Source organism: Pontibacter arcticus, assembly GCF_003284895.1.
GTDB classification, from domain to species: Bacteria; Bacteroidota; Bacteroidia; order Cytophagales; family Hymenobacteraceae; genus Pontibacter; species Pontibacter arcticus.
In genome coordinates, this window is record NZ_QMDV01000002.1 from 832,366 (window position 1) to 856,812 (window position 24,447).

At 43.1% G+C, this 24,447-nt stretch carries 16 protein-coding genes; 6 read left to right on the top strand and 10 right to left on the bottom strand.

Annotation, left to right across the window (positions count from 1 at the left end):
• Nucleotides 1-63: 63 nt before the first annotated feature.
• The 6 genes from DP923_RS08795 to DP923_RS08825 form a co-directional block, all read right to left on the bottom strand.
• Nucleotides 64-1,845 carry an ABC transporter ATP-binding protein gene (locus DP923_RS08795; RefSeq protein ID WP_112305446.1) on the bottom strand — a complete coding sequence of 594 codons (1,782 nt, stop codon included), beginning with the start codon at nucleotides 1,843-1,845 and terminating at the stop codon, nucleotides 64-66.
• A gap of 74 nt (nucleotides 1,846-1,919) precedes the next feature.
• On the bottom strand, nucleotides 1,920-3,032 hold the full coding sequence (gene gmd / locus DP923_RS08800; protein ID WP_112305447.1) for a GDP-mannose 4,6-dehydratase: 1,113 nt from the start codon (nucleotides 3,030-3,032) through the stop codon (nucleotides 1,920-1,922).
• Between the two features lie 196 nt (nucleotides 3,033-3,228).
• Entirely contained in the window at nucleotides 3,229-4,191 is a 963-nt protein-coding gene (fcl, locus tag DP923_RS08805; RefSeq protein ID WP_112305645.1) for a GDP-L-fucose synthase, read from the bottom strand.
• Between the two features lie 475 nt (nucleotides 4,192-4,666).
• A complete protein-coding gene (locus DP923_RS08815) occupies nucleotides 4,667-7,039 on the bottom strand; it encodes a GumC family protein (RefSeq protein WP_112305449.1) in 2,373 nt (790 codons plus the stop codon).
• Nucleotides 7,040-7,063: 24 nt separating this feature from the next.
• On the bottom strand, nucleotides 7,064-7,846 hold the full coding sequence (locus tag DP923_RS08820) for a polysaccharide biosynthesis/export family protein (RefSeq protein ID WP_112305450.1): 783 nt from the start codon (nucleotides 7,844-7,846) through the stop codon (nucleotides 7,064-7,066).
• A 141-nt stretch (nucleotides 7,847-7,987) separates the two neighbouring features.
• Nucleotides 7,988-8,803: a DUF481 domain-containing protein gene (locus DP923_RS08825; protein WP_112305451.1), complete on the bottom strand. Its 816-nt coding sequence runs from the start codon at nucleotides 8,801-8,803 to the stop codon at nucleotides 7,988-7,990.
• Between the two features lie 211 nt (nucleotides 8,804-9,014).
• Between DP923_RS08825 and DP923_RS08830 the strand changes: the two genes are divergently transcribed.
• Complete coding sequence (locus DP923_RS08830; protein ID WP_112305452.1) at nucleotides 9,015-9,671, top strand: HD domain-containing protein; 657 nt, start codon at nucleotides 9,015-9,017, stop codon at nucleotides 9,669-9,671.
• 86 nt (nucleotides 9,672-9,757) lie between these two features.
• Nucleotides 9,758-11,749, top strand: a complete 1,992-nt coding sequence (locus tag DP923_RS08835) for a cation:proton antiporter domain-containing protein (RefSeq protein ID WP_112305453.1) — start codon at nucleotides 9,758-9,760, stop codon at nucleotides 11,747-11,749.
• 9 nt (nucleotides 11,750-11,758) lie between these two features.
• Here the strand turns inward: DP923_RS08835 and DP923_RS08840 are convergent, their stop codons facing one another.
• Nucleotides 11,759-12,352 (bottom strand): DUF4136 domain-containing protein, encoded by a 594-nt coding sequence (locus tag DP923_RS08840; RefSeq protein WP_125047688.1) that lies wholly within the window; start codon nucleotides 12,350-12,352, stop codon nucleotides 11,759-11,761.
• Nucleotides 12,353-12,541: 189 nt separating this feature from the next.
• Between DP923_RS08840 and DP923_RS08845 the strand changes: the two genes are divergently transcribed.
• The 4 genes from DP923_RS08845 (at nucleotide 12,542) to DP923_RS08860 (ending at nucleotide 21,264) form a co-directional block, all read left to right on the top strand.
• A complete protein-coding gene (locus DP923_RS08845; protein WP_112305455.1) occupies nucleotides 12,542-13,831 on the top strand; it encodes an acetyl-CoA hydrolase/transferase family protein in 1,290 nt (429 codons plus the stop codon).
• A 67-nt stretch (nucleotides 13,832-13,898) separates the two neighbouring features.
• Nucleotides 13,899-14,720 carry a DUF1206 domain-containing protein gene (locus tag DP923_RS08850; RefSeq protein WP_112305456.1) on the top strand — a complete coding sequence of 274 codons (822 nt, stop codon included), beginning with the start codon at nucleotides 13,899-13,901 and terminating at the stop codon, nucleotides 14,718-14,720.
• Between the two features lie 368 nt (nucleotides 14,721-15,088).
• Nucleotides 15,089-16,447 carry a sigma-54-dependent transcriptional regulator gene (locus tag DP923_RS08855; RefSeq protein ID WP_112305457.1) on the top strand — a complete coding sequence of 453 codons (1,359 nt, stop codon included), beginning with the start codon at nucleotides 15,089-15,091 and terminating at the stop codon, nucleotides 16,445-16,447.
• A 167-nt stretch (nucleotides 16,448-16,614) separates the two neighbouring features.
• Complete coding sequence (locus DP923_RS08860; protein ID WP_112305458.1) at nucleotides 16,615-21,264, top strand: PAS domain-containing hybrid sensor histidine kinase/response regulator; 4,650 nt, start codon at nucleotides 16,615-16,617, stop codon at nucleotides 21,262-21,264.
• Nucleotides 21,265-21,318: 54 nt separating this feature from the next.
• Here DP923_RS08860 and DP923_RS08865 read toward each other — a convergent pair whose 3' ends face one another.
• From DP923_RS08865 to DP923_RS08875, 3 genes are all read right to left on the bottom strand, one after another.
• Nucleotides 21,319-22,140, bottom strand: coding sequence for an ion transporter (locus tag DP923_RS08865; RefSeq protein WP_112305459.1), 822 nt, complete (start codon nucleotides 22,138-22,140; stop codon nucleotides 21,319-21,321).
• 96 nt (nucleotides 22,141-22,236) lie between these two features.
• The gene (locus tag DP923_RS08870) at nucleotides 22,237-23,589 is read right to left on the bottom strand and encodes a DUF2254 domain-containing protein (RefSeq protein ID WP_112305460.1); all 1,353 of its coding nucleotides are present in this window, start codon (nucleotides 23,587-23,589) and stop codon (nucleotides 22,237-22,239) included.
• Between the two features lie 140 nt (nucleotides 23,590-23,729).
• A complete protein-coding gene (locus DP923_RS08875) occupies nucleotides 23,730-24,446 on the bottom strand; it encodes a sulfite exporter TauE/SafE family protein (protein ID WP_112305461.1) in 717 nt (238 codons plus the stop codon).
• Between the last annotated feature and the right edge of the window lies 1 nt (nucleotide 24,447).

Here is a 24,447-nt window from a genome sequence, read left to right on the forward strand (position 1 = left end):
CAGAGGGGCAAAAAATGATTTGTTTAATTTAAATGCAACTTACACAAAATGATTACCAACCTCTCAGGAAGATAATGCTTTTTCCGAAAGGCTATCATAGCTATGCACCTGCTTTACTAAGCCATTCTCCAGTTCGATAATAGCGTTACAATATTTAAGCGTGGTATAACGGTGCGCTATAATCAGCATGGTAATATTTTCTTCTGAAAGGGCTTTGATGGACTCGGTGATCTCGATTTCGGTTTGTGTATCAAGTGCACTGGTAGCTTCATCAAAAACAAGAATCTTAGCACCCGAATAAATAGCCCGCGCAATGCCGATACGTTGCTTTTGGCCGCCTGATAAAAGGGAGCCCCTGTCGCCAATGCGGGTATGAATGCCATTCGGTAGTTGAGAAGCGAATGTAAGCATACTGGCAGATTTCAGAGCATGTTCCACTTTACTAAGATCAATTTCTGAAGCAGGAATACCGAAGGCAACATTTTCAGCTATAGTTGCATCCAACACATAAACATCCTGCTGCACATAGCCAATTAATTTCCGGAAGCTTTGTAAATTATCAGGGGTAACAACAGTATCATCAACAGATATATAACCTTCTTTCGGATACAGAAATCCTAGTAAAATATTAATTAAAGTACTTTTACCCGAACCTGAACGCCCTATAATACCAATAGAGGCCCCGATAGGAATAGATAAATTGATATGCTGTAAAACAGGCTTTTTGTTATCGTAAGCAAATGAAAGATCGCTTATCTTAATCTCATTCTGAAATGGAATGATCTGTTCAGAAACGGGCACGGCGGCCTCTTTTACTTCTTCCTGGTTAATTTGAGTAATAACCTCCAGCGTATACTGATAGCCTTTTATCCCTATCAGTGCAATCATCAGGCGGTTAACCGATGGCAGTACCCTGTAAGCTGCTAAGGCAAAAATGGTCAGCAAGCCGGTCAGGTGGCTTTGATTTTCAAGAAATAGGGTTCCGTATAAAGCTACCAATACAATAGCCGCTATCATAGCAGATTCTATCACTTTAGTTGGTGCCTGCTGTATGACCTTATCCTTCGCTTTTAACAAGGTGGCACGGTGCAAATACGTATCATGTATCTTTTTAAAATACAGTTCCGTGTTAGTCATCTGCACATCTACATAACCATAAATAGACTGGAACATATTTTTGCCAATCTTTGGGTTAAGCTCATTTAATTCGTTTTGTATGCTCGATGCTTTATTCTTGACAGAACGATACAAAATACCAAAAATGGGTACCACAAACACCAGCAGCAGTACAATTACCAAGGGATCGTACAGTAAAATCCCTATTACAATTAATATCAGGATCAGTAATTCATTGATAAAATTAAGTAAATTACTTACGAGGCTATTAGAGAACTCTGAAGGTATACTATTGATGTTGCGGGTAATTTTATTCGGATTGTTCGATTTAAAGAATAAAAATCCCTTCCGATAATAGTAACTGAATAAATGAGAGGAGAAATATTTATACAGACTTAAGGTATAGGAAGCTTGCTTCCTTATAATTAATAAGCTGGCAATATTTTTTAGTATGATAAAAACCAATACAAATACAGCCAGACTAACTATAAATGCTTTAATAGATGTAAATCCCAATATGTTATAAGCCATTGAGAGGTATTTACTTTCCGTAACAGCATTTTCCTGAAGCATGATCGTAATAATCGGAAAAATGGCTGCCAAACCAAGAAGCTCCAGTATAGAGTTTAGAAACAGCAGCACCATCACCCACAAAGATTGTTTTCTGAATGAAGGTGGCAGGATGTTATAAATTCTCTGAATAGTAGAGAAAATAATATTTCTGGACATAATATGGTATAAAAGGTGCTCTCTTTATCTATAAAAATCTAAAGAAAGCACCTAAGGAAAAAGCTTCAGAAAAATTACTCGTGATAATTGAGCACCCGGTGCCCGCCTTCTTTTAAATAAGTATCACGCTTAAACAATTCCAGGTCGGCCTGCATCATATCTTTTACCAAAGCCGGAAGATCATACTTTGGCTGCCAGCCTAATTTGGTATTGGATTTAGTAGCATCACCGATAAGCAGCTCTACCTCCGTAGGTCTGAAATAATTAGGATCTACACTCACTACTTCTCTGCCAATCTGGAGCTGGTATTCAGGATTGGTGCAGGCTGCGATATAGCCTTTCTCTTCTACGCCTTCTCCTTTAAACTCCAGTTCAACGCCTACTTCGGCAAAGGCCATCTTAATAAAATCACGCACGGTTGTGGTAACCCCAGTAGCAATTACAAAATCTTCAGGCTTATCCTGCTGCAATATAAGCCACATGGCTTCTACATAATCCTTGGCATGGCCCCAGTCACGTTTCGCATCCAGGTTACCCAGGTATAGTTTATCCTGCAGGTTAAGTGCTATACGGGCTGCCGCGCGGGTAATTTTACGGGTAACAAAAGTCTCCCCTCTCAATGGTGATTCATGGTTAAACAAAATACCATTGCAGGCAAACATATTATAAGCTTCGCGGTAGTTAACCGTGATCCAGTAAGCATACAATTTGGCTACAGCGTAAGGTGAACGCGGGTAGAAAGGCGTCGTTTCAGATTGTGGAACAGCCTGCACCAAACCGTATAACTCAGAAGTAGATGCCTGGTAAATACGGGTCTTCTCGGTCATGCCAAGTAAGCGAACAGCCTCTAGGATACGCAAGGTACCGATACCGTCTGCATTAGCCGTATATTCAGGCATATCGAAGCTCACTTTCACGTGGCTCATAGCAGCGAGGTTATAGATTTCATCGGGCTGCGTTTCCTGGATGATGCGGATCAGGTTGGTCGAATCTGTAAGGTCGCCATAATGCAGTTTGAAATTTATATTTTTCTCATGCGGGTCCTGGTACAGGTGATCTATACGATCTGTGTTCAGCATAGAACTACGACGCTTCAAGCCATGTACTTTATATCCTTTGCTTAAAAGCAGTTCTGCCAGGTAGGCTCCGTCTTGTCCGGTTACACCAGTTATGAGCGCTGTTTTCATTTTATGTCTTTTTGTAATTGATACTTTGTATTTTGTCCCTTTTGAAGACAGGGCCTTTATATTCTATTTTTTTGTCATCCTGAAAGGATCTTGTTTAAAGAGGGCCTCTACCCCCGCCAGTAGCGAAAGCTTAACTTCCCACGTACCAAGTTGCTTAACAGAATGACAATATTCTTTTAGCTTCAGATAGTAGAACTTAACAGCCCTTTCCAGTTTGGGATAGAGCTTGAATAGTGTGCTTCTCCTTAAAGTCGTTATAAGCCATGGCTATGCCCTCTCTAAGCTCTACTTTATGCTTCCATCCTAAGCTATGGAGTTTTGATACGTCCATTAATTTACGGGGTGTTCCGTCAGGTTTAGAGGTATCGAACACCAGCTCCCCTTCATAATCCGTTACTTCTTTTACCAACAGCGCAAGTTCCTTAATCGTTACATCTTCGCCTGTACCAATATTAACCAGTTCTCGTCCCGAATAGGCTTGCATCAGAAATACGCAGGCTTCTGCCAGGTCATCGGCAAACAAAAATTCGCGCATCGGGCTACCTGTTCCCCACACAACAACTTCCGGAGCATTGTTTAGCTTCGCTTCATGAAACTTACGGATCAGTGCCGGCAGCACATGTGAGTTGTTCAGGTCGTAATTATCATTATAGCCATACAGGTTAGTAGGCATCACACTGATAAAATCGCAACCATACTGATCGCGGTAGGCTTCGCAAAGCTTTATCCCGGCAATCTTTGCAATTGCATACGGCTCGTTTGTAGGCTCCAAAAGACCTGTTAGCAAATAATCTTCTTTTAAAGGCTGAGGTGCCATTTTCGGATAAATACACGACGAACCCAGAAACTGCAGTTTTGTAACGCCTGCCATATAAGCAGCATGGATCACATTTGCCTCCATCATCAGGTTGTCGTAGAGAAATTCTGCCCGATAGCTGTTATTTGCCTGTATCCCCCCTACTTTGGCAGCAGCCAGGAAAACGTATGCCGGCTTTTCTGTAGCGAAAAAATCTAAAACAGCCTGTTGGTTCCTTAAGTCGAGTTCAGAAGAAGTCCGTGTTACTAAATTGGTAAAACCGGCTGCTTGCAGGTTTCGGCAAATTGCTGAACCTACCATGCCTCTATGACCAGCTACATATATTTTAGAATTTTTCTGCATCATAATTAATATGCATTATACTTTACTTCTTTTTTATAAAGAACCCACCCCTAACCCCTCCGAGGAGGGGAATAAAATCTACGCATGCCGTAAGTTTAGCGATAGTGTAACTTCTGGCTACACTTTGAAGCCAGTTTAAAACTGGCGATTACCACTATCATACCTTCTCCAGCTACCTTGTCGCGGAGCATTTCGAGTAAACTTGCTGCCATACTAAACCACAAGTTACTGCTGCACTTATACATGCGATATATTACGAATGAAGCCATCTCTGGCATCTTCATTCGTTTAATTTCCTTCTTGGGAAGTACTATTAGTGAGTGAATAGCTACTAACTCCCATAACTTACTTAAAGGCTGTTTGCCGTTTTCGATTAAAGTCGCAAAACACGCAGCAAGGGCAACGACTAGAATTTTATTTTATAACGTTAAACAGCTCCTTTATGTCCTGCTTACTTCTAAGCAGGACATAAAACTTAAAATTTGAAATGCCACCACGGAGATTTTTCATTATCCTCCGCATAATAGCCATACCCGTAACCATATCCATAACCATAGCCGTAGCCATAATTTAACTTCTGATAATCCACGTCATTCAGGAGTATGGCTGTATTACTTATTTTTCCTTCTTCCACTTGCTTCTGGATGTTATTCAGGAAAAACTTTAATGTATAATTCTGGCGAACCAGGTAAATATTGGCGTCAGATTGTTGCATTAACTCCAATCCATCCGATAAAATTCCGATAGGAGGAGTATCTATGATTACATAGTCATATCTGCTTTTCAAATCCCCAATCAAATCTGTCATTCGTTTATGCAATAATAACTCAGACGGGTTTGGCGGAATATCACCGGAAGGAAGGATATGAAAATTATCCTGAATGGTAGGATAAATAACATCTTCGAGTGTCGCATAGCCTGCCAGCAAATTACTAAGGCCAATACCACTGTTAACACCAAAGTCCGTGTTATTATTTGGCTTTCGCATATCTGCATTGATCAGGATAGTGCGCTCACCGGAAATAGCGAAAATATAAGCCAGATTTTTTGCTGTAAACGATTTTCCTTCTCCACTTACTGAAGAAGTCACTACAAACAAGCGCCCGCCTTCCGTTTCCGAACTGGTCATGAAGCGTAAGTTAGAGCGAACAGTTCGGAAGGCTTCTGAAATAGCAGATTTCGGACTTTGGTCCATCAAGTTCATTTCGCCCTGCTTGTTATGCCCGATCATACCTAAAAGTGGTAAGGTAGAATGCTTGGCAATATCCTCTACCGAGTTTACTTTATTGTTTAATAACTCTTTTATAAAGATATAAGCGGCAGGCAGTAGTAAACCGATAAAGAGAGCGATCAGGTAATTCTGATTACTTTTAGGGGAAATCATCGCTTTCACTTCTGCCGTATTAACAAGCTTTGCATCGGCAGCTGCGGCAGCCGTCGAGATACCGGCCTCTGCTCTTTTCTGCATCAGGAAAACATACAGCCCTTCGCTTAAGGAATACATCCTGTTCAGGTTTATGAATTGTCTTTCTGCTGTAGGAAGCTGGCTAAGCGAATTGATTAATTTACTTATTCTGTTATTCAGGTCATTAATAGAAATCTGATTTGTTCGCTGCAGGTTTCGCACATTTTCAGAAATACCCGCCAGTAATTTCCTGGCCTGAGCTTTTAAAGCTTCAATCTGTGTTTTTACAATCGGGTTTTGAGCACTCTCCGCATTAAGAGCCGTGAGTTCCAGTTGAGCTTCAATCAGCTGGCCTATTAGATTACCCAGTACCGGGTCCGAAACGCCAAAGGAAGCAGGTGCTACAATACTTTCGGTTACATCTCCGGCAGCTATATAATCACTTAAGTAACTAAAGTATTTTGCATTCAGAAGAAGTAAGGCCTTTTCCTTTTCCAGTTCCTGGATCTGCGCACTTGTCTGAGAACCCTCATTACTCATGGTAAGACCGGTGTTTTTCTTTTTAAAAGCTTCCAGCCTGTTTTCTACCAGAAATAAGGAATCACTGATATTTTGTAACTGATTATCTATAAAGCTGATGGTATTAACAGCTGTCTCTCGCTTTTCAACCAATCCCTGGTTAATATAAGTCTGTACATGCTGGTTCAGGAAATCGATAGCTTTCTGCGTGTTATCGCTTGTGGTGCTGATCTCAAGAATTGAAGTTTCTTTTACGGGAGTGATTGTTAAACTTCCTTTGTAGCGGTTTACCAGCGTCTTTTTTTCATTGATCTGGAAAAAAACTTCTCCGGGTACAAATTGGTTCTGTTGTACCAGTTGAATCGTAAAGTTGAACCCTGCCAAAGCAGCCGGTTCTCCGAACGTATAAACCTTGTCATCATTCGCCAGACCCGGTATATCTGTTTCTGAACTTAGTTTATATGTTTTATCGCTTATTATTTCACACTTTATAAGCGCCCCATACGGTATATTGTTTGAAGTTGAATCCAATACAACTTCGACAGGACTTTCTTTGTATATCTCGGAAAACTTAATGTTACCTTCGGCAAAGTAAGCTACATCAAAGTTAAGGTTTGAAATAGTGATTGCGACAAGGTCTTTGGATTTTATGAAAATCGCTTCCGTGTTTAGATTTTTTGTGCTTGAAAAAACACCATTACCATAAAGCAGATTAGCTGCGTTATTCGAAGGGTCAGCCGGGTCTTTTACAAGCACAGTGGTGCTTACTTCGTACACGGGGATAGTATACCTGTTTATAAAAAAGGCAAGTGCAAGTGCAACTGGTACAGTGATGGCAAAAAGAAGCCAATACTGCTTCAGCTTTTGCAGTATATACTGTACATCAATCAGACTATCTTGTTGTGTAATTGGTTCTTGATTCACGCTTCGCTGAGCTGAAATATGAAATTATTGAGCTAATCTAGTAAATAGCAAAACTATAGTTGAAGCAATAGACAATGTAAGTGTCACATTCGCTAACATGTTTTCCCTGATATTTTTAGCCGGTAAGGGATCTACTACGATCATATCGTTTGGCTGCAGGTAAAAATTAGATAATGCTAAGGTATTATCATTCAGCACGCTGAAATTATATAATTTAGCTTGCCCGTTCTCGTAACGTACCAGCTTGATCTTGCCACGGTTCGAATAAGAACTAAAGCCACCGGCAGAAGCAAGTGCTTCCATTACGTTAATGTTATCCTGGTAGGTGGTAAACTGCCCTTGCCTGTTCACTTCCCCTAAAACGGTATACCGGAAGGTAAGTAAGCGCAGGTTTACAGTTGGGTCGGTCAGGAAGGGCTTAAGCGCTTCTGTTACTTTGATCCTGGCTTCCGGCATGGATAGGCCGTTCAGGTTTACTTTGCCAATGGCTGGTAATAAGATATTCCCTTCCGTATCTAAAGTATAACCATCCAGAACGGGGTCTGTCTGGCCGGCTGTAGCAATTCCAGTATTCAGGAAGTTATATTCTGCGGCTGTTGTACTTTGTACTTTAAGAGATAGGACATCACCTGGTTTTAAAGTATATATTTTTGGCTTCAGGTTAAAAGATCTCAGCAACTCATCTGCATTCCCCTGATCTTCTACTTTTGGATTATTTTGGAGCAATATCAGCTTTTTTTGCGGAACGCAGGAGCCAAAAGCCAATATACTTAATATGGCCACAAGGGCTGTCAAGGTGTTTCGCATCCTATTTTTTTAATTCTATGCTTTACAAACCAACGCGTTGCAATCCTTTTTAATTGCATTACGCATAATTCTGAAATGGCGAAATTATGAAATTAATCAGACTATACTTCTGAAACAGTTAAAATATATTTAATGCAGTTTCTAAAACTCAACCTGAATGCCATTTGTAACAGCATAAACAAACTTAGTGACAGGTACTAAAGGCCTGTCCTCGAAAGTACAATTAAACGTTGTTCTGAAACTTAGCCGGCCATTTAATTTTACCTGCAATGCCACATCGCCACTCACTCTGTTCCTGAAATTTTCTATTGTTTTGTCATAACCGGTTTGGTAATATACAATGGCTTCGGTTCCAACATAGTCATTAAACTTCACTTTTGTGCTGATGTAATTCGTCCACTTTATAAGGTCTGCCGTTTGGTTTACACCTTCCAGTTCGGGCTCTTCCCAGGTTTCATGTTCGTGCATCAATCCGCTTCCGGCAAACAGGTTAGCGTTTTCTGTTCTGAGTAAACGGTACCGAAGCCCTGCTCCTGCTAATGTTCTAAGATCAAGTCCGCGTGCTTTATCTGCCTGCACCTGCGCAAACGCCTCATAAGACAGCTTATTTGCTTTCAGAAAATTTACCCTGAAATGAGAATATCCGGTGCTGGCCACCGTGGTGCGTTCTTCAGAATTATAATTAACCAACATGTAATTAAAGTAGTTCAGAAGCAGGTAGGAATGCTTGCCCGAGATATAGGCTACATCGCCGGTAAAATTTAACTGGAGGTAATTATTAGGATTAGCCTTGCCTGCATTCCGGTTAAAGAGTGAGAAATTAAAGCCTGCCTTACCTGTCAGGAAGTTAACAGAATCTCTGTCTGCACGTGCACGCTCGATATTAAGGATCTGGGCATCGGCCTCGAAACAACCAACTATAAAAACAAAGGGAATAAGAATCAGGAGAAATCGCATGGGCAAAAGCTGGCAACCGTTAAAAGTATAAGTAGTAGAGACCGCTTTACAAAGATAACAGAACTGGCCAAACTATACTTTAGGGCTAAGTTGCTTCATCAGTAGAGCTACCAATTGTGCATATAAAGTTAAAAACAACCTGTAATTTACCATAAGACCATTTACCTTCGCTTTTAATCAAGAAACAAGCCCGTTAAAAACAAACCAAGGTATGCCTGCTAAAGAAGAAATTATCCGCGAAACCGAAGAATATGTGAAAGCTATACTGCAGGGCGAAGGCTCCGGGCACGACTGGTGGCATATTTACAGGGTATGGCAGAACGCCAAAAGTATCGCTGCAACTGAAAAAGCCGATCTATTTATTGTAGAACTGGCCGCGCTGCTGCACGACATCGGTGATCACAAATTCTATGACGGCGATGAAACAGTTGGCCCGCGCATGGCGAAAGAATGGCTTTTAAAGTATGACCTGCCGGAGCAAAGTATAAATCATGTTTGTACTATCATCAAAGAGCTTTCTTTTAAAGGAGCTGGCACCAGTTCAGAAATGAGCACGCTCGAAGGCTGTATTGTGCAGGATGCCGACCGGCTCGATGCCATCGGCGCAATCGGGATAGCGCGTACCTTTGCTTATGGCGGGTATAAGAACCGATTGCTGTATGATCCTGAGATTAACCCGGAGTTGCACCAAACCTTTGAAGCATATAAAAACAGTACGGCACCCACGATCAACCACTTTTACGAAAAGCTCTTATTACTGAAAGATCGTATGCATACAAATACGGCCCGCAAACAAGCTGAACAACGGCATGCATACATGGTAGATTACCTGGACCAGTTCTTTGCCGAATGGAATGTAACACGTTAACTTATTACCTGTGCAGGAGTTTTTGACTTAATTTTCTGCTGAAAAGCTTTTGCAAACTTTAACAACGCGTAACTAAAATTTAAACGATGGAAATACCTTTACTACCGGATGTGGTTATTATACTGAGCATGGCCGTGGCAGTTATCCTGCTTTTCCAACGCTTAAAACTTCCAACCATACTTGGTTTTCTGGTAACGGGTGTTATTGCAGGGCCTTACGGTTTCAGCCTGATTAAGGAAATTCATAACATTGAAATATTAGCAGAGATAGGCGTAATCCTGTTGCTTTTCATTATTGGGATGGAGTTTTCGCTGAAAAGCCTCTACCGGATAAAGCGTACTGTTTTACTTGGCGGCGCTACCCAGGTATTCGGCACCATCCTGCTGGTAGGCTTACTTATGCTGCTTCTGAGATTCAGTGTTTCCGATGCATTCTTTATGGGCTTCCTGATTGCGCTGAGCAGTACTGCCATTGTCCTTAAAATAATGCAGGACAAAGGCGAAATCAATAGTCCGCAGGGCAAGATTGTACTAGGTATACTTATTTTTCAGGATATCATTGTAGTGCCCATGATGCTGCTTGCTCCCCTGATGGCAGGAGGCGAACAAAACGTCGGCTCGGCACTTCTGATTATGGGCTTGAAGGGCATTTTTATTATTGTTTTTGTATTGGTAAGTGCCCGTTATGTAGTACCAAAACTTTTGTACCTGGTTGCTAAAACCAAAAGCAAGGAGCTGTTTATACTTTCGGTGGTGGTTATTTGCTTTGCCGTGGCATGGCTCACCTCCAGCATGGGTTTGTCGCTGGCGCTAGGCGCGTTTATGGCCGGGCTTATCATTTCCGAATCAGAATACAGTCACCAGGCAACCAGCAATATTCTTCCCTTCCGCGAAATATTTACCAGCTTCTTTTTTGTTTCGATCGGGATGCTACTCGATTTTGAATTTATGCTACAGCACTTACCTGCCATACTTGGTTTTACGGTAGCCGTTTTCTTTCTGAAAGGTGCTGTGGCTACGCTGGCAGCCAAGGTGCTGCGCTACCCCCTGCGGGTATCTTTGCTGGTCGGTTTAGCTATTTTCCAGGTAGGTGAGTTCGCTTTTATACTTTCTAAAACAGGTATCCAGCATCAATTGCTTTCGCAGGAAGCCTACCAGTATTTCCTTTCCGTATCTATTTTAACCATGGCTGTAACGCCTTTTATACTTGGCCCTTATCACAAAATAGCCGAAGCGATTACCTTCAGGCTTTACAAAGGCAAAATTGCACCTGAACCTAAAGAAATAAGCGAAGAAACCGCTGTTAGCCTTGCAGCGCTGGATGATCATATCGTTATCATCGGCTATGGTATAAACGGACGTAATGTGGCCAAAGCGGCCCGCCATGCCCAGATTCCTTATATAATCATCGAGATGAACCCGATCACCGTGCGGGAGGAAGCAAAACTTGGCGAACCGATTATTTACGGCGATGCCGTACACAGTATGATCCTGACGCATGTGCATGTACAGCTGGCCAGGGTGGTTGTAGTTGCCATATCAGACCCGGAAGCGACAAGGCGGGTAATTGCCAGCGTCCGGAGTGCCTCCGAGAAGGTGCATATCATTGTGCGTACCCGCTTTATTCAGGAAATGGAAGAAAATTTTAAACTGGGCGCTGACGAAGTGATCCCCGAAGAGTTTGAAACATCCATTGAGATTTTTACGAGAGTCCTGTCAAAATACCTCATGCCGCGCGACCAGATCGAACAGTTTACAGAGATGGTGCGCGCCGACAATTATGACCTTTTCAGAAGCTTAAAACCAACCGGAAGCGTACAAAACAGGCTGACATTTGATCTGCCCGATATTGAAGTGGCTACGCTGAGAATGCATACCGATGATGAAACCATCATTGGTAAATCTTTACTGGAGGCAGACATCCGTAACCGCTTCCAGATCACTATTGTAGCTATTAAACGGAATACTGAAACTATACTTGATATTAACGCCAGAACCTCACTCGAACTCGGGGATCTGGTTTATGTAGTTGGCAAACCTGGCCATGTCATGCGTTTTAGTAATTACATGAAAGGGTAACGTATACTTTTATCTGTTCGGGTACTTATTCAAGACGGCTTCCACCTGCTTCTGAACCGGCTTGTAACCGCTGTCAAATTTAGTGATGGCCCCTTCCGTCCAGGCTCTCCAGACTAACTGGTTATTAACAGGGTTTACCAGATCTATGATGAGCGTGCCCTGCTTAAAAAGATCGACGTTGCGGTAACCGGTAATATAAGAGTTGCTATAATTATAGCGGTAACCTGCCATATACGCATAACTATAGCCAAACCCCGGGCTGAAGTTCTCCGGTTTGTCTTTCTCTTCCGGTACGGATACACTCATATCATAAGCCACCAGTATATCAGGTCTGGAAGTTACTTTTTCAAATCCTTTTTCGCGGAGCTCCTCCTCTATTGCCTGCCGTATATGCTTATCCAGGTTGGGGCTAAAGCCTTTGTCGTAACTTGGCTGTGCTTGGGCTTGCTCCTGGTACCAGGCATAGGTTTTATACTTGTTAAGGCCGGCGTTTGGTGCAACTACTGCATTGGTATGCACCACACCCGATGCCACCACACAGGCGCTCAGCAGTAAGACCATCAGAAAGGCAGCGCCTGTAAAGTATATATTAGAATTTTTCATAGTAATTTTGCGTATTTGGGTTTGTACGGCAAACACTTTATAAAATGTTATGCAGCCGGTTTTCAAAATTAATAAGATAACTGCGCATAATCATTTATATGTACCTAAAATTGCAGTAGCATTGCACCCATAGGGTTTTAAAACACAAACAACAGCCTATCAGTATAGCTAAAAAACCAATTCATCGCTATGATCCACCATACGCCCGTTTATACTTCAGCAGAAGAAGCGCTTTCAGTTATTAAATCAGGCAACAGGGTTTTCCTGCATGGCAGTGCCGCCACGCCGCAATATCTTATCCGTAAACTGGCAGAGCGTGCACACGAGTTGCGCCAGGTAGAGCTGGTAAGCATCAGTACATTCGGCGAAATGCCATGTGCCGAAGAACAGTATGCCGAGTCTTTTTACATCAATTCGCTTTTCGTATCAGCTAACGTTCGGGAGGCCGTAAACAGTGGCCGCGGAGATTATGTGCCGATCTTTTTAAGTGAGATTCCTCAGTTATTCAGGTTGGGCATTATGCCGCTGGACGTTGCCATTGTACACGTTTCGCCACCCGACAGGCATGGGTATTGCTCGCTCGGCGTATCCGTGGATATTGCCCGCGAAGCCGTTAAGTCGGCGAAGCACGTTATTGCGCAGGTTAACCCGCAGATGCCGCGCACCCATGGCGATGCCCTTATCCATATTCGCCGGTTCCATAGTATGGTGCAGGTAAACGAAGCGCTGCCCGAAGTAGATTACAGCCAGAAGATCACAAGTGTAGAGGAAACCATTGGCCATAATGTGGCCGGTCTGATCGAAGACAGGGCTACGCTGCAAATGGGCATTGGCGGCATACCGGATGCTGTACTAAAAAGCCTGACCAACCACAAAGGCCTCGGCATCCATACCGAAATGTTTTCTAACGGCGTATTACCCCTGATCGAAAGCGGCGTGATCACCAACGAGCACAAACATATTCTGAGAGGCCGAATTGCCACCGCCTTTATTGCCGGCAACCGAAGCCTGTATGATTTTGTAGATGACAACCCGTTGATCACCATGCTCAGCACTGATTTTGTAAATGATGTGGCCGTGATCAAACAAAACCCGAAAGTAGTAGCCATCAACAGCGCCATCGAAATAGATTTAACCGGGCAGGTAGTTTCAGATTCGATCGGCACTTATCATTATTCCGGCATCGGCGGGCAGATGGACTTTATCCGGGGCGCTGCCTTATCGGAAGGCGGCAAACCAATCATTGCCTTGCCATCTGTTACAGCAAAAGGGGTTTCCCGGATAACGCCTTTTATAAACCAGGGCGCAGGTGTTGTTACCACCCGGGCGCACGTACACTATGTGGTAACAGAATATGGTGTGGCCTATCTGTTTGGTAAAAACCTGCGCCAGCGTGCCAGCGAACTTATCCGCATCGCTCACCCGGACCACCGTGAAAGGTTAGAGCAGGAAGCTTATAAACGATTTAAAACGTTATAACAGCGATTATTTTAAAAAACAATATATCATACTTTCAGTAAGCATATACCTAAACTTACTATGAAAGATGGATATAACTTCACACGTTCCGGATGCGCCGCCCGCCTGGGTTAAGCGTTTTGCAAAGCTAGGCCTCTCGGCAAAAGGTATTGTTTACTGCCTGATTGGTATACTGGCGTTTATGGCCGCTTTTGAACTGGGCGGTAAAAATAACCAGGACACAGATAAAGCCGGTGTCTTCAGTTTTATACTTGATCAGCCTTTCGGCAAAATCCTGTTAGGGATAGTAGCCCTTGGTTTGTTGTGTTATACTTTGTGGCGTTTGATACAAGGCATAAATGATACAGAACAGAAAGGCTCGGATGCCAAAGGTATAGCTGTACGTGCAAGGTATATTTTTAGTGGCCTGGTGTATGGCGGTTTTGCCTTTTTGGCGCTGCAACTTATACTTGGCAACGGCGGTGGCAGCGGCGGAGACTCCAGAGAAACGCTCGCCAGCGAACTGCTGAAACAACCTTTCGGGCAATGGCTGGTGGGTTTGGTAGCGGTGGGCACCATTATAACCGGGCTGTACCAGATCTATTACGGACTGTCTGAAAAGTATAAAAAGAAGATTCAGAAATCTGGTTTTAAATCGCAGATAGAGCATACCATGATAAGGGCCGGTAAAATTGGCTATGTGGCGCGTGGCGTTGTTTGGGTGATCATCGGGTACATGTTTTTGCAGGCTGCCCTTAAATCCAATGCCCAGGAAGCAGGCGGAAGCCAGAGTGCATTTGCCTTTTTAGAGAATTCATCCTATGGCTCTTACCTGCTTGGTGCCGTGGCACTTGGTTTAATCTGTTATGGTGTTTTCATGTTTATGCGCGCCCGGTATCAGGAAGTATAAAAACAGATCATTCATACTTTAAAAAGAGGTAGATTTCCGGCTATGTGGCTACGGGATTTGCCTCTTTTTTTATTTACTGTTTATACTTTTAAAAGAAGCCGCTTTCTGTGTATTTTGAATAAATCTAACTTGCCTGGTTTATACTTTAAACGCCTTTCATTCAGGACTCAGTAAATATATAGCCCCTGTTTAATTTAAATGAAACCATTTTAGGATAACCTGCATTATAGGCATCGGTTACAGACCTTTATAAATTAGTATTATTTATATATTATTAAATACTATAAAAGGAATTTTTAGTTTAAACTTTCCGGGTTATCAATAAATCTTATATTTGGGGCTACCACAGTTCACAGGCCATCTGCTACATGAAAAACGCACCTTTTAAAATCTTTATTCTGGATGATGATGTTTGGTACAGCGAGCTTTTGGAATATCACCTATCCCTGAATCCGGATTACGAACTTAAGAAGTTTCATTCGGCCAGTTCCTGCATGGCCAGCCTGTACGAGCGCCCCAATGTAATTACCCTGGATTACTCTTTACCCGATAAAAACGGTGCTGAAGTACTAAGTAAAATAAAAGAGCAGAATCCGGATACGCAGGTAATTGTTATTTCGGGCCAGGAGGATGTGGCCACTGCTGTAGACCTGCTGAAAAAAGGCGCTTACGACTACATCGTAAAAGATGAAGATACGCCCGAAAGGCTCTGGAACACCATTAACAAGATACGCGAAAACGTATCGCTGAAGGAAGAGATAAACCAACTGCGCGAAGAGATCGGCCAGAAGTATGATTTCAGCAAAGTTATAATCGGGAACAGCGAAGCCATCAAACGTGTATTTAACATGATGGATAAAGCTGCCAAAACTAACATTACCGTAACGATAAACGGCGAAACCGGAACAGGTAAAGAACTGGTAGCTAAAGCCATACATTACAATTCAGTTAAAAAGAAGAACCCGTACGTAGCAGTAAACGTGGCTGCCATTCCAAAAGAGCTGATCGAGAGTGAATTGTTCGGCCACGAGAAAGGTGCTTTTACCGGTGCTGTTGCCCGCCGCTTAGGCAAATTCGAGGAAGCTAATAAAGGGACGATCTTTCTGGATGAGATAGGCGAACTGGATATCAGTTTGCAGGCTAAGTTACTCCGCGTACTCCAGGAAAAAGAAATTACACGTGTAGGTGGCAACACTGTTGTGCCTGTAGATGTAAGAATTATTGTTGCAACACACAAGAACCTGGCTGAGGAAGTTAAAAAAGGTAATTTCAGGGAAGATTTATACTACAGGCTATTAGGCTTGCCCGTTAATTTGCCACCTCTCCGCGAGCGTGGAAGTGATATTCTGGTGCTGGCTAAATTCTTTGTGGATGCCTTTGCAAAAGAGAACGGACTGGGCAAAAAAACGCTTTCTGCAGCTGCCCAGGAAAAACTACTCTCCTACTCTTTCCCGGGTAACGTCCGCGAACTGAAGGCGTTGGTAGAGTTGGCAGTGGTTTTAGCAGATGAAGAAGTAATACAGGAGCACGATATAAACCTGACTGCTAACAGTACGGAGAAAGATTTTCTGGCAAGAGAGCGCACGCTGAAAGCTTATACCATCGATATCATTCAGCGGTTTTTAGATAAGTATGATTCTAATGTTTTGCTGGTAGCAGATAAATTGGATGTGGGCAAATCAACTATTTACCGCATGATCCAAAGCAAAGAGTTAACCATCAAATAACTGCCTGCCCTATACTTTTTATAGTGTTTACCTGCTACCCCTTTCTTAATTTCAAAGTATAATTAGTCCTATCATTTATACTTTGAAACCTTAAATCCCTTAATTTTAAAGTATAGTGAATTTTAAATCGCACAAATGCATTATCTTGTTGGTTTAAAAATCACTCCATGGAATTAGTAGAGGAAGTTTCCTTACTCCGTCAGCAACTTGAGCAGGAACGCAAGGCCCGCAAGGCAGCCGAAGAGTTAGCTCAAAACCAGGCCCAGCTATTAGCAGAATTAAATGTAAACCCGGTTGGCCTTACTGATTTAACCCAGCAGGATGTTTGCAGTCTCCTGTTATCCTCTTTTTTTCAGGATCTCCAGACGGCCGGCCTTGCAACGGACAGCAAAAACCGTATTATTTTCCTGAACACGCCTTTTTGCCAGCTTTTTGAGCTTCCTAATCCGGTTAGTTATTACCTGGGCAAGCCAATCCATTACCTTGCTTCACTCCCCCTCTTTGCAGATGTACTGGCCAGGCAAACCTCCCAGGACTTCAGAATAACCGAATTTATACTTGCCAACGGTAAAATCATAGAAGCTGAACAACTGCTGGCTAGTAATGCCAATGCCTGGATTTACCGCAATATAACAGATAAGCGCACAGAACAAATGCAGGTCGAGTTAAGCTCGGCTTTTCAGCAGGAATACCCAAATCCGGTTTTCAGGTGTACTTACCAGGGCGAAGTAATCTTTGTAAATAGTGGCGCCTCACAATTACTTTCCACTTTTTCCGACATACGTGTCAGCAGTTTCAAACGCCTCCTGAAACGTAAGATTATTTTGCTTGAGGATTCGCTGACTCCCTTTTCATTTGAGTTAAAGATAAGCGGCCATTATTACCTGCTCTTCCTGGTACCATTGCCGGCTAAGGGTTATGTTAATATTTACATGACCGATATCACTATGCACAAAGAAGCAGAGTCAGCGCTTCAGGAAAGCCGTAATTTCGTTCAGAATATCATGCACACCATTCCGAGCATCGTTTATATCTACGATGTGGAATCGGACAACTGCATTTACCTGAACGATCGTATTTACGATGTATTAGGCTATACTGCCCAGGATATAGAGGCCATGAACCAGCAGTTCTTTACAACTATAGTTGTAAATGAAGACCTGGAAAAGTTGTATCACCATACCTATAAAATGCTGGGTACCCCAAATGGAAAAGTACACCAGGTAGAGTATCAGGTAAGAGATAAAGCTGGCAATCTTAAAAATATAAGCTGCCGCGAAAGTGTTTTTAAAAGAAAGCCAAACGGCGAAGTATTGCAGGTCATCGGCTCAGCAGAAGACATCACGCTGCTTCACAGCAAAAATCAGGAGCTTAAAATCCAGAAGGATTTTTACGAATCGATCTTAAACCATATTCCTTCCGATATAGCCGTTTATGATCATAACTTAAGATACCTCTTCGTAAACCCAATTGCAGTCAGCGACCCTGCCCTGCGAGAATGGATCATCGGTAAAACCAATGAAGAATACTGTACCTTCCGTAATGTACCATATGAGCGCATACAAAACAGAGAGGCTCAATTACAGAAGGTTTACAGAGAAAAAACGCCAGTCTCTTTCGAAGAAAAACAACCTGACCAGAATGGTGGTTACAATTACCATGTCCGTAAGCTAAATCCTGTTTTATCGGCTGAAGGCAATCTCGAACTGATCATCGGGCATGGCATCCGTATCACAGAATTGCGCAAGGCCCAGGAAGAAATCGAGTTAAGCGAAGCTAAAACCAGAGCCATTCTTGCCGCCATTCCAGACCTGATGTTCATCCTGAACAAAGAGGGCACTTTCCTGGATGTAAAAAATACTTCCATTGCGCACTTACCGCTCTCTGAGGAATATATCATTGGCCATACAATTTACGAGATTTTACCTGAACACCTGGCTGCTTCCCTGGAACGCAGGGTAACAGCGGTAATAGAGAGTGGCCAGTCTGCCACGATCGAATACGAACTTAATTTGCCAACGGGCACCAGGCATTTTGAAGGCCGTATTGTGAAGTATGAAGATAACGAGGTACTGATGATTACCCGTGATTATACCGAACAAAGAAAAGCTGCCCAGGAGATTGCAGAGAAAAATGAGTTTATCCAATTGGTGTTGGATAGCAGCCCAAGTATGATTTTCGTGAAAGACGCGGAAGGACGCTACATAATGGCCAACCATACTTTTGCTGAAAAACACGACCTGGAAGTAGACAATGTTCTTGGGAAAACGGATTTCGAGTTACGCTTGAACGAGGAAGAAAATGGTTTCTACAAAGATATTGACCGGAAAGTTTTACTGGATGGCAGCGAAATAAATGTACTCGAATACTTTACCCAGAAAAATGGAAACAAACTTTGGTTAAGCACTACCAAACGTCCCATATTTACCAAAAACGGCGAGATGAACATTCTCGGTATCGCCACTGACATTACCGAGCAACGCAAGGCTACTAAATTATTGCAGCAAAGCGAAAAGTTACACCGCCTGCTATCCGAGAACTCGCGCGATCTGATCTGTTTACACGACATAGAAGGAAATTACCTGTACGTTTCCAAATCATCACAGGAAATGCTGGGCTACGAGCCGGAAGAAATGGTTGGGCGCTCCCCATATGAGATGGTACTGCACCCGGATGAGTGTGACTTTGTGGTTGAGGAAGGCCAGAAACGCTCCATCACTGAAAAGAAGAATGTGATCATCCAACACCGCAAACGAAAAAAATCAGGTGAATATATCTGGGTTGAAACAAGTATAAAACCAATCCAGAAAGCGAATGGCGAGATATTTCAGATACAATCTTCTTCAAGAGATATAACAGAACGACGTCTGTCTGAAGAAGCACTCAAGAGCAGCGAAAAGAAATACAGAGAACTTATCAAATACAGCCAGGCTTATATCTGTACCCATGATATGAAGGGGCATTTACTGACTGTTAACCCTTACCTGATCGAAACGCTGGGGTATACCGAAGAAGAAATGATTGGCCAGAAGCTGAGCAATTTCTTCCCGATGCAACACCAGAAAAATTTTGTACATTACTTAGCACAATTCGAGCAAACCAACCTGATTAACGGGATATTATGCCTCTTAAACAAAGAAGGGAAAGAGCGCTTCCTGTATTATCAGAACTATAAAGTTGAAGAAATTAACAGTGAGCCCTACATTATCTGCATTGCCCAGGATATAACAGACAGGATGCTGGCAGAGCGCGAGCTGAAGAGGGCTATCGAAGCAGCTGAAGAATCGGCACGGGTAAAAGAAAATTTCCTGGCTAACATGAGCCACGAGATCAGAACGCCTATGAATGGTATTTTGGGCATGGCTGGCCTGCTGGCTAAAACAACGCTCGAACCTGTTCAGAAAGATTACCTGAAAATCATCCATCAATCGGCTGATAACCTGCTGGTAGTTATAAACGATATTCTGGATATAGCCAAGATCGAATCCGGCAAGCTGCAACTCGAAGCCATACCTTTTAATTTGTATGAAACTGCCCGTTCCGCTTTCCAGACGCTTTATTATAAAGCCGAAGAACGTGAGCTGGCCTATGAATTCAAGTCCCATGACCTGGAGCGGCCGATCCTGGTAGGCGACCCTTACCGGTTAAATCAAATCCTGATCAACCTGCTTAACAATGCCATCAAATTTACAGAAGAAGGCACAGTATCCCTCACCACCAGGGTTTTAGAGGAAACAGACAAAACCTTAACGATCGAGTTTTGCATCTCAGATACCGGTATTGGCGTTCCGGCATCTAAACATGCCTTTATTTTTGAAGGATTTACGCAGGCATATTCCAGCACGACCCGCCGTTACGGTGGCACGGGCCTGGGCCTGAGCATTTGTAAAAACCTTGTAGAAATGCATGGCGGAAAGATATGGGTCGAAAGTGAAGAGGAAAAAGGCAGTATTTTCAAATTCGTAATAACGTATGATAAGTACGAAGGCGGAGAACTTCCGGAGTGCCAGACAGAGAATATAGATTACAGCCGCCTGGGTGAGCTTAAGGTACTTTTGGCAGAAGATAACGAGGTGAATATATTCCTGGCGCAGTCAGTTCTGGAAAACTGGGGCTTCTTGGTAGATGTAGCCAGAAACGGGCGTGAGGCTGTAGATAAAACCAGGTTAAACGACTACGACGTTATTTTGATGGATATCCAGATGCCGGAGTTAAGCGGTATAGATGCCACACACGCTATCAGGGCATTCGAGGATAAGAAAAAAGCGAGTATCCCAATTATTGCGCTCACAGCAAACGCCCTGAAAGGAGATGCTGAAAAATACCTGAGCGGTGGCATGAGTGGTTATATTTCGAAGCCCTTTGAGGAAGAAAAGCTGTTCCTGAAGATAGAAGCTGTCTTACCGCATAAAATGCAAAGTATAAATGCTGTAAAAACTATTGTCCTTCCTGAAAAAAAGGCCGAACCCGAGCACCCTTTGTTTGATCTATCGGTGCTCTATAAAATGTCGAGAGGCAACGAGGCATTCATTAAACGAACCAAAGAATTGTTTGTGGAGACTGTGCCCCTGACCATGGCAGATATGCGCCAGAAAAGTATGGAACAAGACTGGACAGGCGTAAGCGCAGCCGCGCACAAACTGAAATCAACCATTGATACCATGCGGATCGAAAAGTTAAAAGCGGTGGTACGGCAAATAGAAACGGATGCCAAAGAGAACCATCAGTTCGCGTCTATTAAAGAAAATATTGCTGTTATGGACGATGTATTGAACAGGATCATCGATGAGTTTAAATCTGATCTTGTAATACATTAGCTATAAGTTTATTAACATATGAAAGGGCCTGTTTAAATAAAGCAGGCCTTTTTATTATAGCTGTTGTTCAGGAGTGATTCTGTAACCGCAGTTAAAACAGAAGTATGCTTCCGGCAAATGGCCTTCCTGGTGGCAATTAGGGCACATGCGCGTATTGGCAGCATTTTTTTCAGACCTTGCAAGTTCCACTGAAACGATTCCTGTTGGCACAGCTATTATGCCATAGCCCATGATCATAACCATACTTGCCAATATCTGACCCAGTGGAGTAACCGGTGCAATATCACCATACCCGACTGTTGTTAGCGTAACGATGGCCCAGTAAATACTGATCGGTATACTTGTAAAACCGCTTTCAGGGCCCTCGATAATGTACATTAGCGACCCTACAATTACAATCACGGTAATAACTGCTCCTAAAAAAACGAGAATTTTAGCCACGCTTGCCTTTAATGCTTTGGTAAGCACCTGCCCTTCGTTTATAAAACGGGTCAGCTTAAAAATGCGTGCAGCGCGTAATAATCTTAAAATCCGGATGATCAGCAAGAATTGAGTTCCTGTTATAAGCAGGCTCAGGTAACTGGGAAGTATGGATAGCAGATCAACAATCCCGAAAAAAGAAAAAATATAGCGAAGCGGGCGTGGTGTACTGTAAATGCGAAGTAAATACTCTACTGTGAAGATGATAGTAAATACCCACTCGGCAACCCGGAACCAGCTATAATATGCTGCATTCAGGCTGGGCATACTTTCAAGCGAAACGTTCAGGACGCTTAACAGGATGAGGACAAGCAAAACAATATCGAAGTTCCGGCCCGAGGGCGTTTCAGCTTCAAAAATGACCGTATAAATTTTTTGTTTAAGCTTTTTGCTCATCCTTGTAATTTTCTAAGCTTTAAACTGAAACCGGGTTTTACCCTATACCTGCGAGTATACGGTTAAACTGAAACGTAACGATAGCTTTGCCTGAAGTTACGCTAAAATTAAAGAAGGAGCTTTAAGATGTGGTAAAGGCTCGGGCAAAACTTCCAGTTGATTTAATGTTTTTACCGATTCGTTTATTTTTTCTCTATCGCCCGGGTTGCAGACTTCCTGGTCAGCATCAAAAAGGATAAGCATGGCCTGGCGTTGCAAAACAGGAAGTAAATGTGGGTAGGCCTCTACCTGGTATAAAAGGCTTCGCATCAACTGGAGCAATTGCACCACAATAGTACTACTCGATTTTCCGTACAAGCGGATGGGGGCCAGCGTCTGGTGCAGTATCTCATCGAATTTGTCTTTTGCAAAACGCAGCCTTGCTTCCCCGTTTTCATCGCATATAACTTTCTCATCGGTTAGCTGCATGCGCAAAGCCAGTAATGCAGACAAATAATCGATGGCTTTTTTGGCTGTACCCGGATCATTAATGCCCGGACTCAGGGCTTTGGAAGCACTTTCGGTTAAATGCTTTATCCCGAAAAAATAATTAAGGTCTGATCTTTCTTCGCGATAAAAATTCAAATGTGCCTGTAGCTCCTTCACCCATGCTACAGAATCAGGTAGTGGTCTGTTTACACGTGCAAACGGCACTCCCTGCAATACAAAATTGCCGAGAGGCTGAACAAAGTCCAATACCAGGTTATGCTTTCGGCAAAGTCTAGTCACTGCCTGCGTATCTATACTTTGCAGATAGCCCGTCTGAGGACTAAGTATCGGATACCAGGTTCCATGAGCAACTATAGTCTCCAACTGCGCTTTCGTATCCTCTTCTATTTCTCTTTTCAGACTAGCGGCTGCCTGCTCATAAATATCCTCCATCAGGGTTTCTATCTGAATGTTTTGCGAGATTCCCTGAATGAAGTAAACGAAAAAAGCCAGGCATACAATGGCCAGACACATAGCCAGGAAAATAGCAAAACCAGGTAAGGACTCACTGTAAGACTCTGAGCGAATATTTACCATGATGATCAACGTGTAAATAAGCGTGCCTAAGTACAGGCCCAGTACCACCTGGTTTGATTTCCGGGTAATGATGCCGGGTATAACGCGGGGCGTAAAATTTGCAGTTGCCTGGCTCAGCACAATCATCAGCATCGAAAAGCTGAAAACTGTAAGCGAAATAATACCGGTGCTAATAGTACTCAGGATCATATTGGCTGTGCTGCCCCGGGTTATGATCATAAAAGGCAGGTTATCCAGAAGCCGCTCGCTAAGGCCGTGCCGCTCCAGGTAGAGCAGGAAAAATGCCAGCAAGGAAAAGAAGACAGAAATTACAGTAGGCAGAAAGCCGATGCTGCTAACAATATACTGGTAAAGAAAACCGAACCTGGCCAGAATTTTATTCATGTATAGTAAGCTGATTTATACTTACTACTCGTACCTGGCTGGTTTAGTTTATCTTAAATGTTTTCAGGAGACAGAACGGTAACTTGTACTTGTAACGGCTTTGCAAAAAATTAACTTAACAGGTTAAAAAAAGAGTTAACCTATTGTGGCTTGGTGCAGCAGGTAATTTCCGTCGTATGGTGAGCTGTGTGTATTACTTTAGGGCTTATGTAAGGAATACCCAGTCCCAGCCCCCGGAAAATAAAAAGTATGGCCAGCACCATACCCACGTAAGGCACCAGGCGGTTCAGCGTATGGCGCACTTTAAATGTGATTAGCTTCCCGGATAGTGATACCAGGAACATCAACGGAAATGTACCTAACCCGAACAAGGCCATGTACCCCATCGCACCGGCTATACCCGGTGCACTGATGGCACCGGCTAAGGCAATGTAAACAAATCCGCAGGGCAGCAGGCCGTTCAGGAGGCCGACCATAAATAAACTTCCGAAAGATTTTTTGCCAAAGAAATAACCCAGTTTCTGCCGTACCCAATTCATCAGCTTATCAGTTCCTAAAACACTGGCTGCTTTCCCTTTAACTACGTTTGGTAAAACCAGCAGTAGAAGTATAAGTATCCCTGACACGATAGACACCGTTTGCTGTAGACCGGCCAGTTGCAGCGATTCTCCAAAAGCGCCGGCCAGTGCACCCAGCAGCGTATACGTTACAATTCTGCCGCCATTGTACAGGAGGCGACCGGCATAGTACTGCCAGCCGCTGCTCCCGCCAAAGGGTAGCGCCATCGCGATGGGGCCGCACATCCCAACACAATGAAGGCTACCGATCAATCCAAATAAAAACCCGGCCCAGATCATG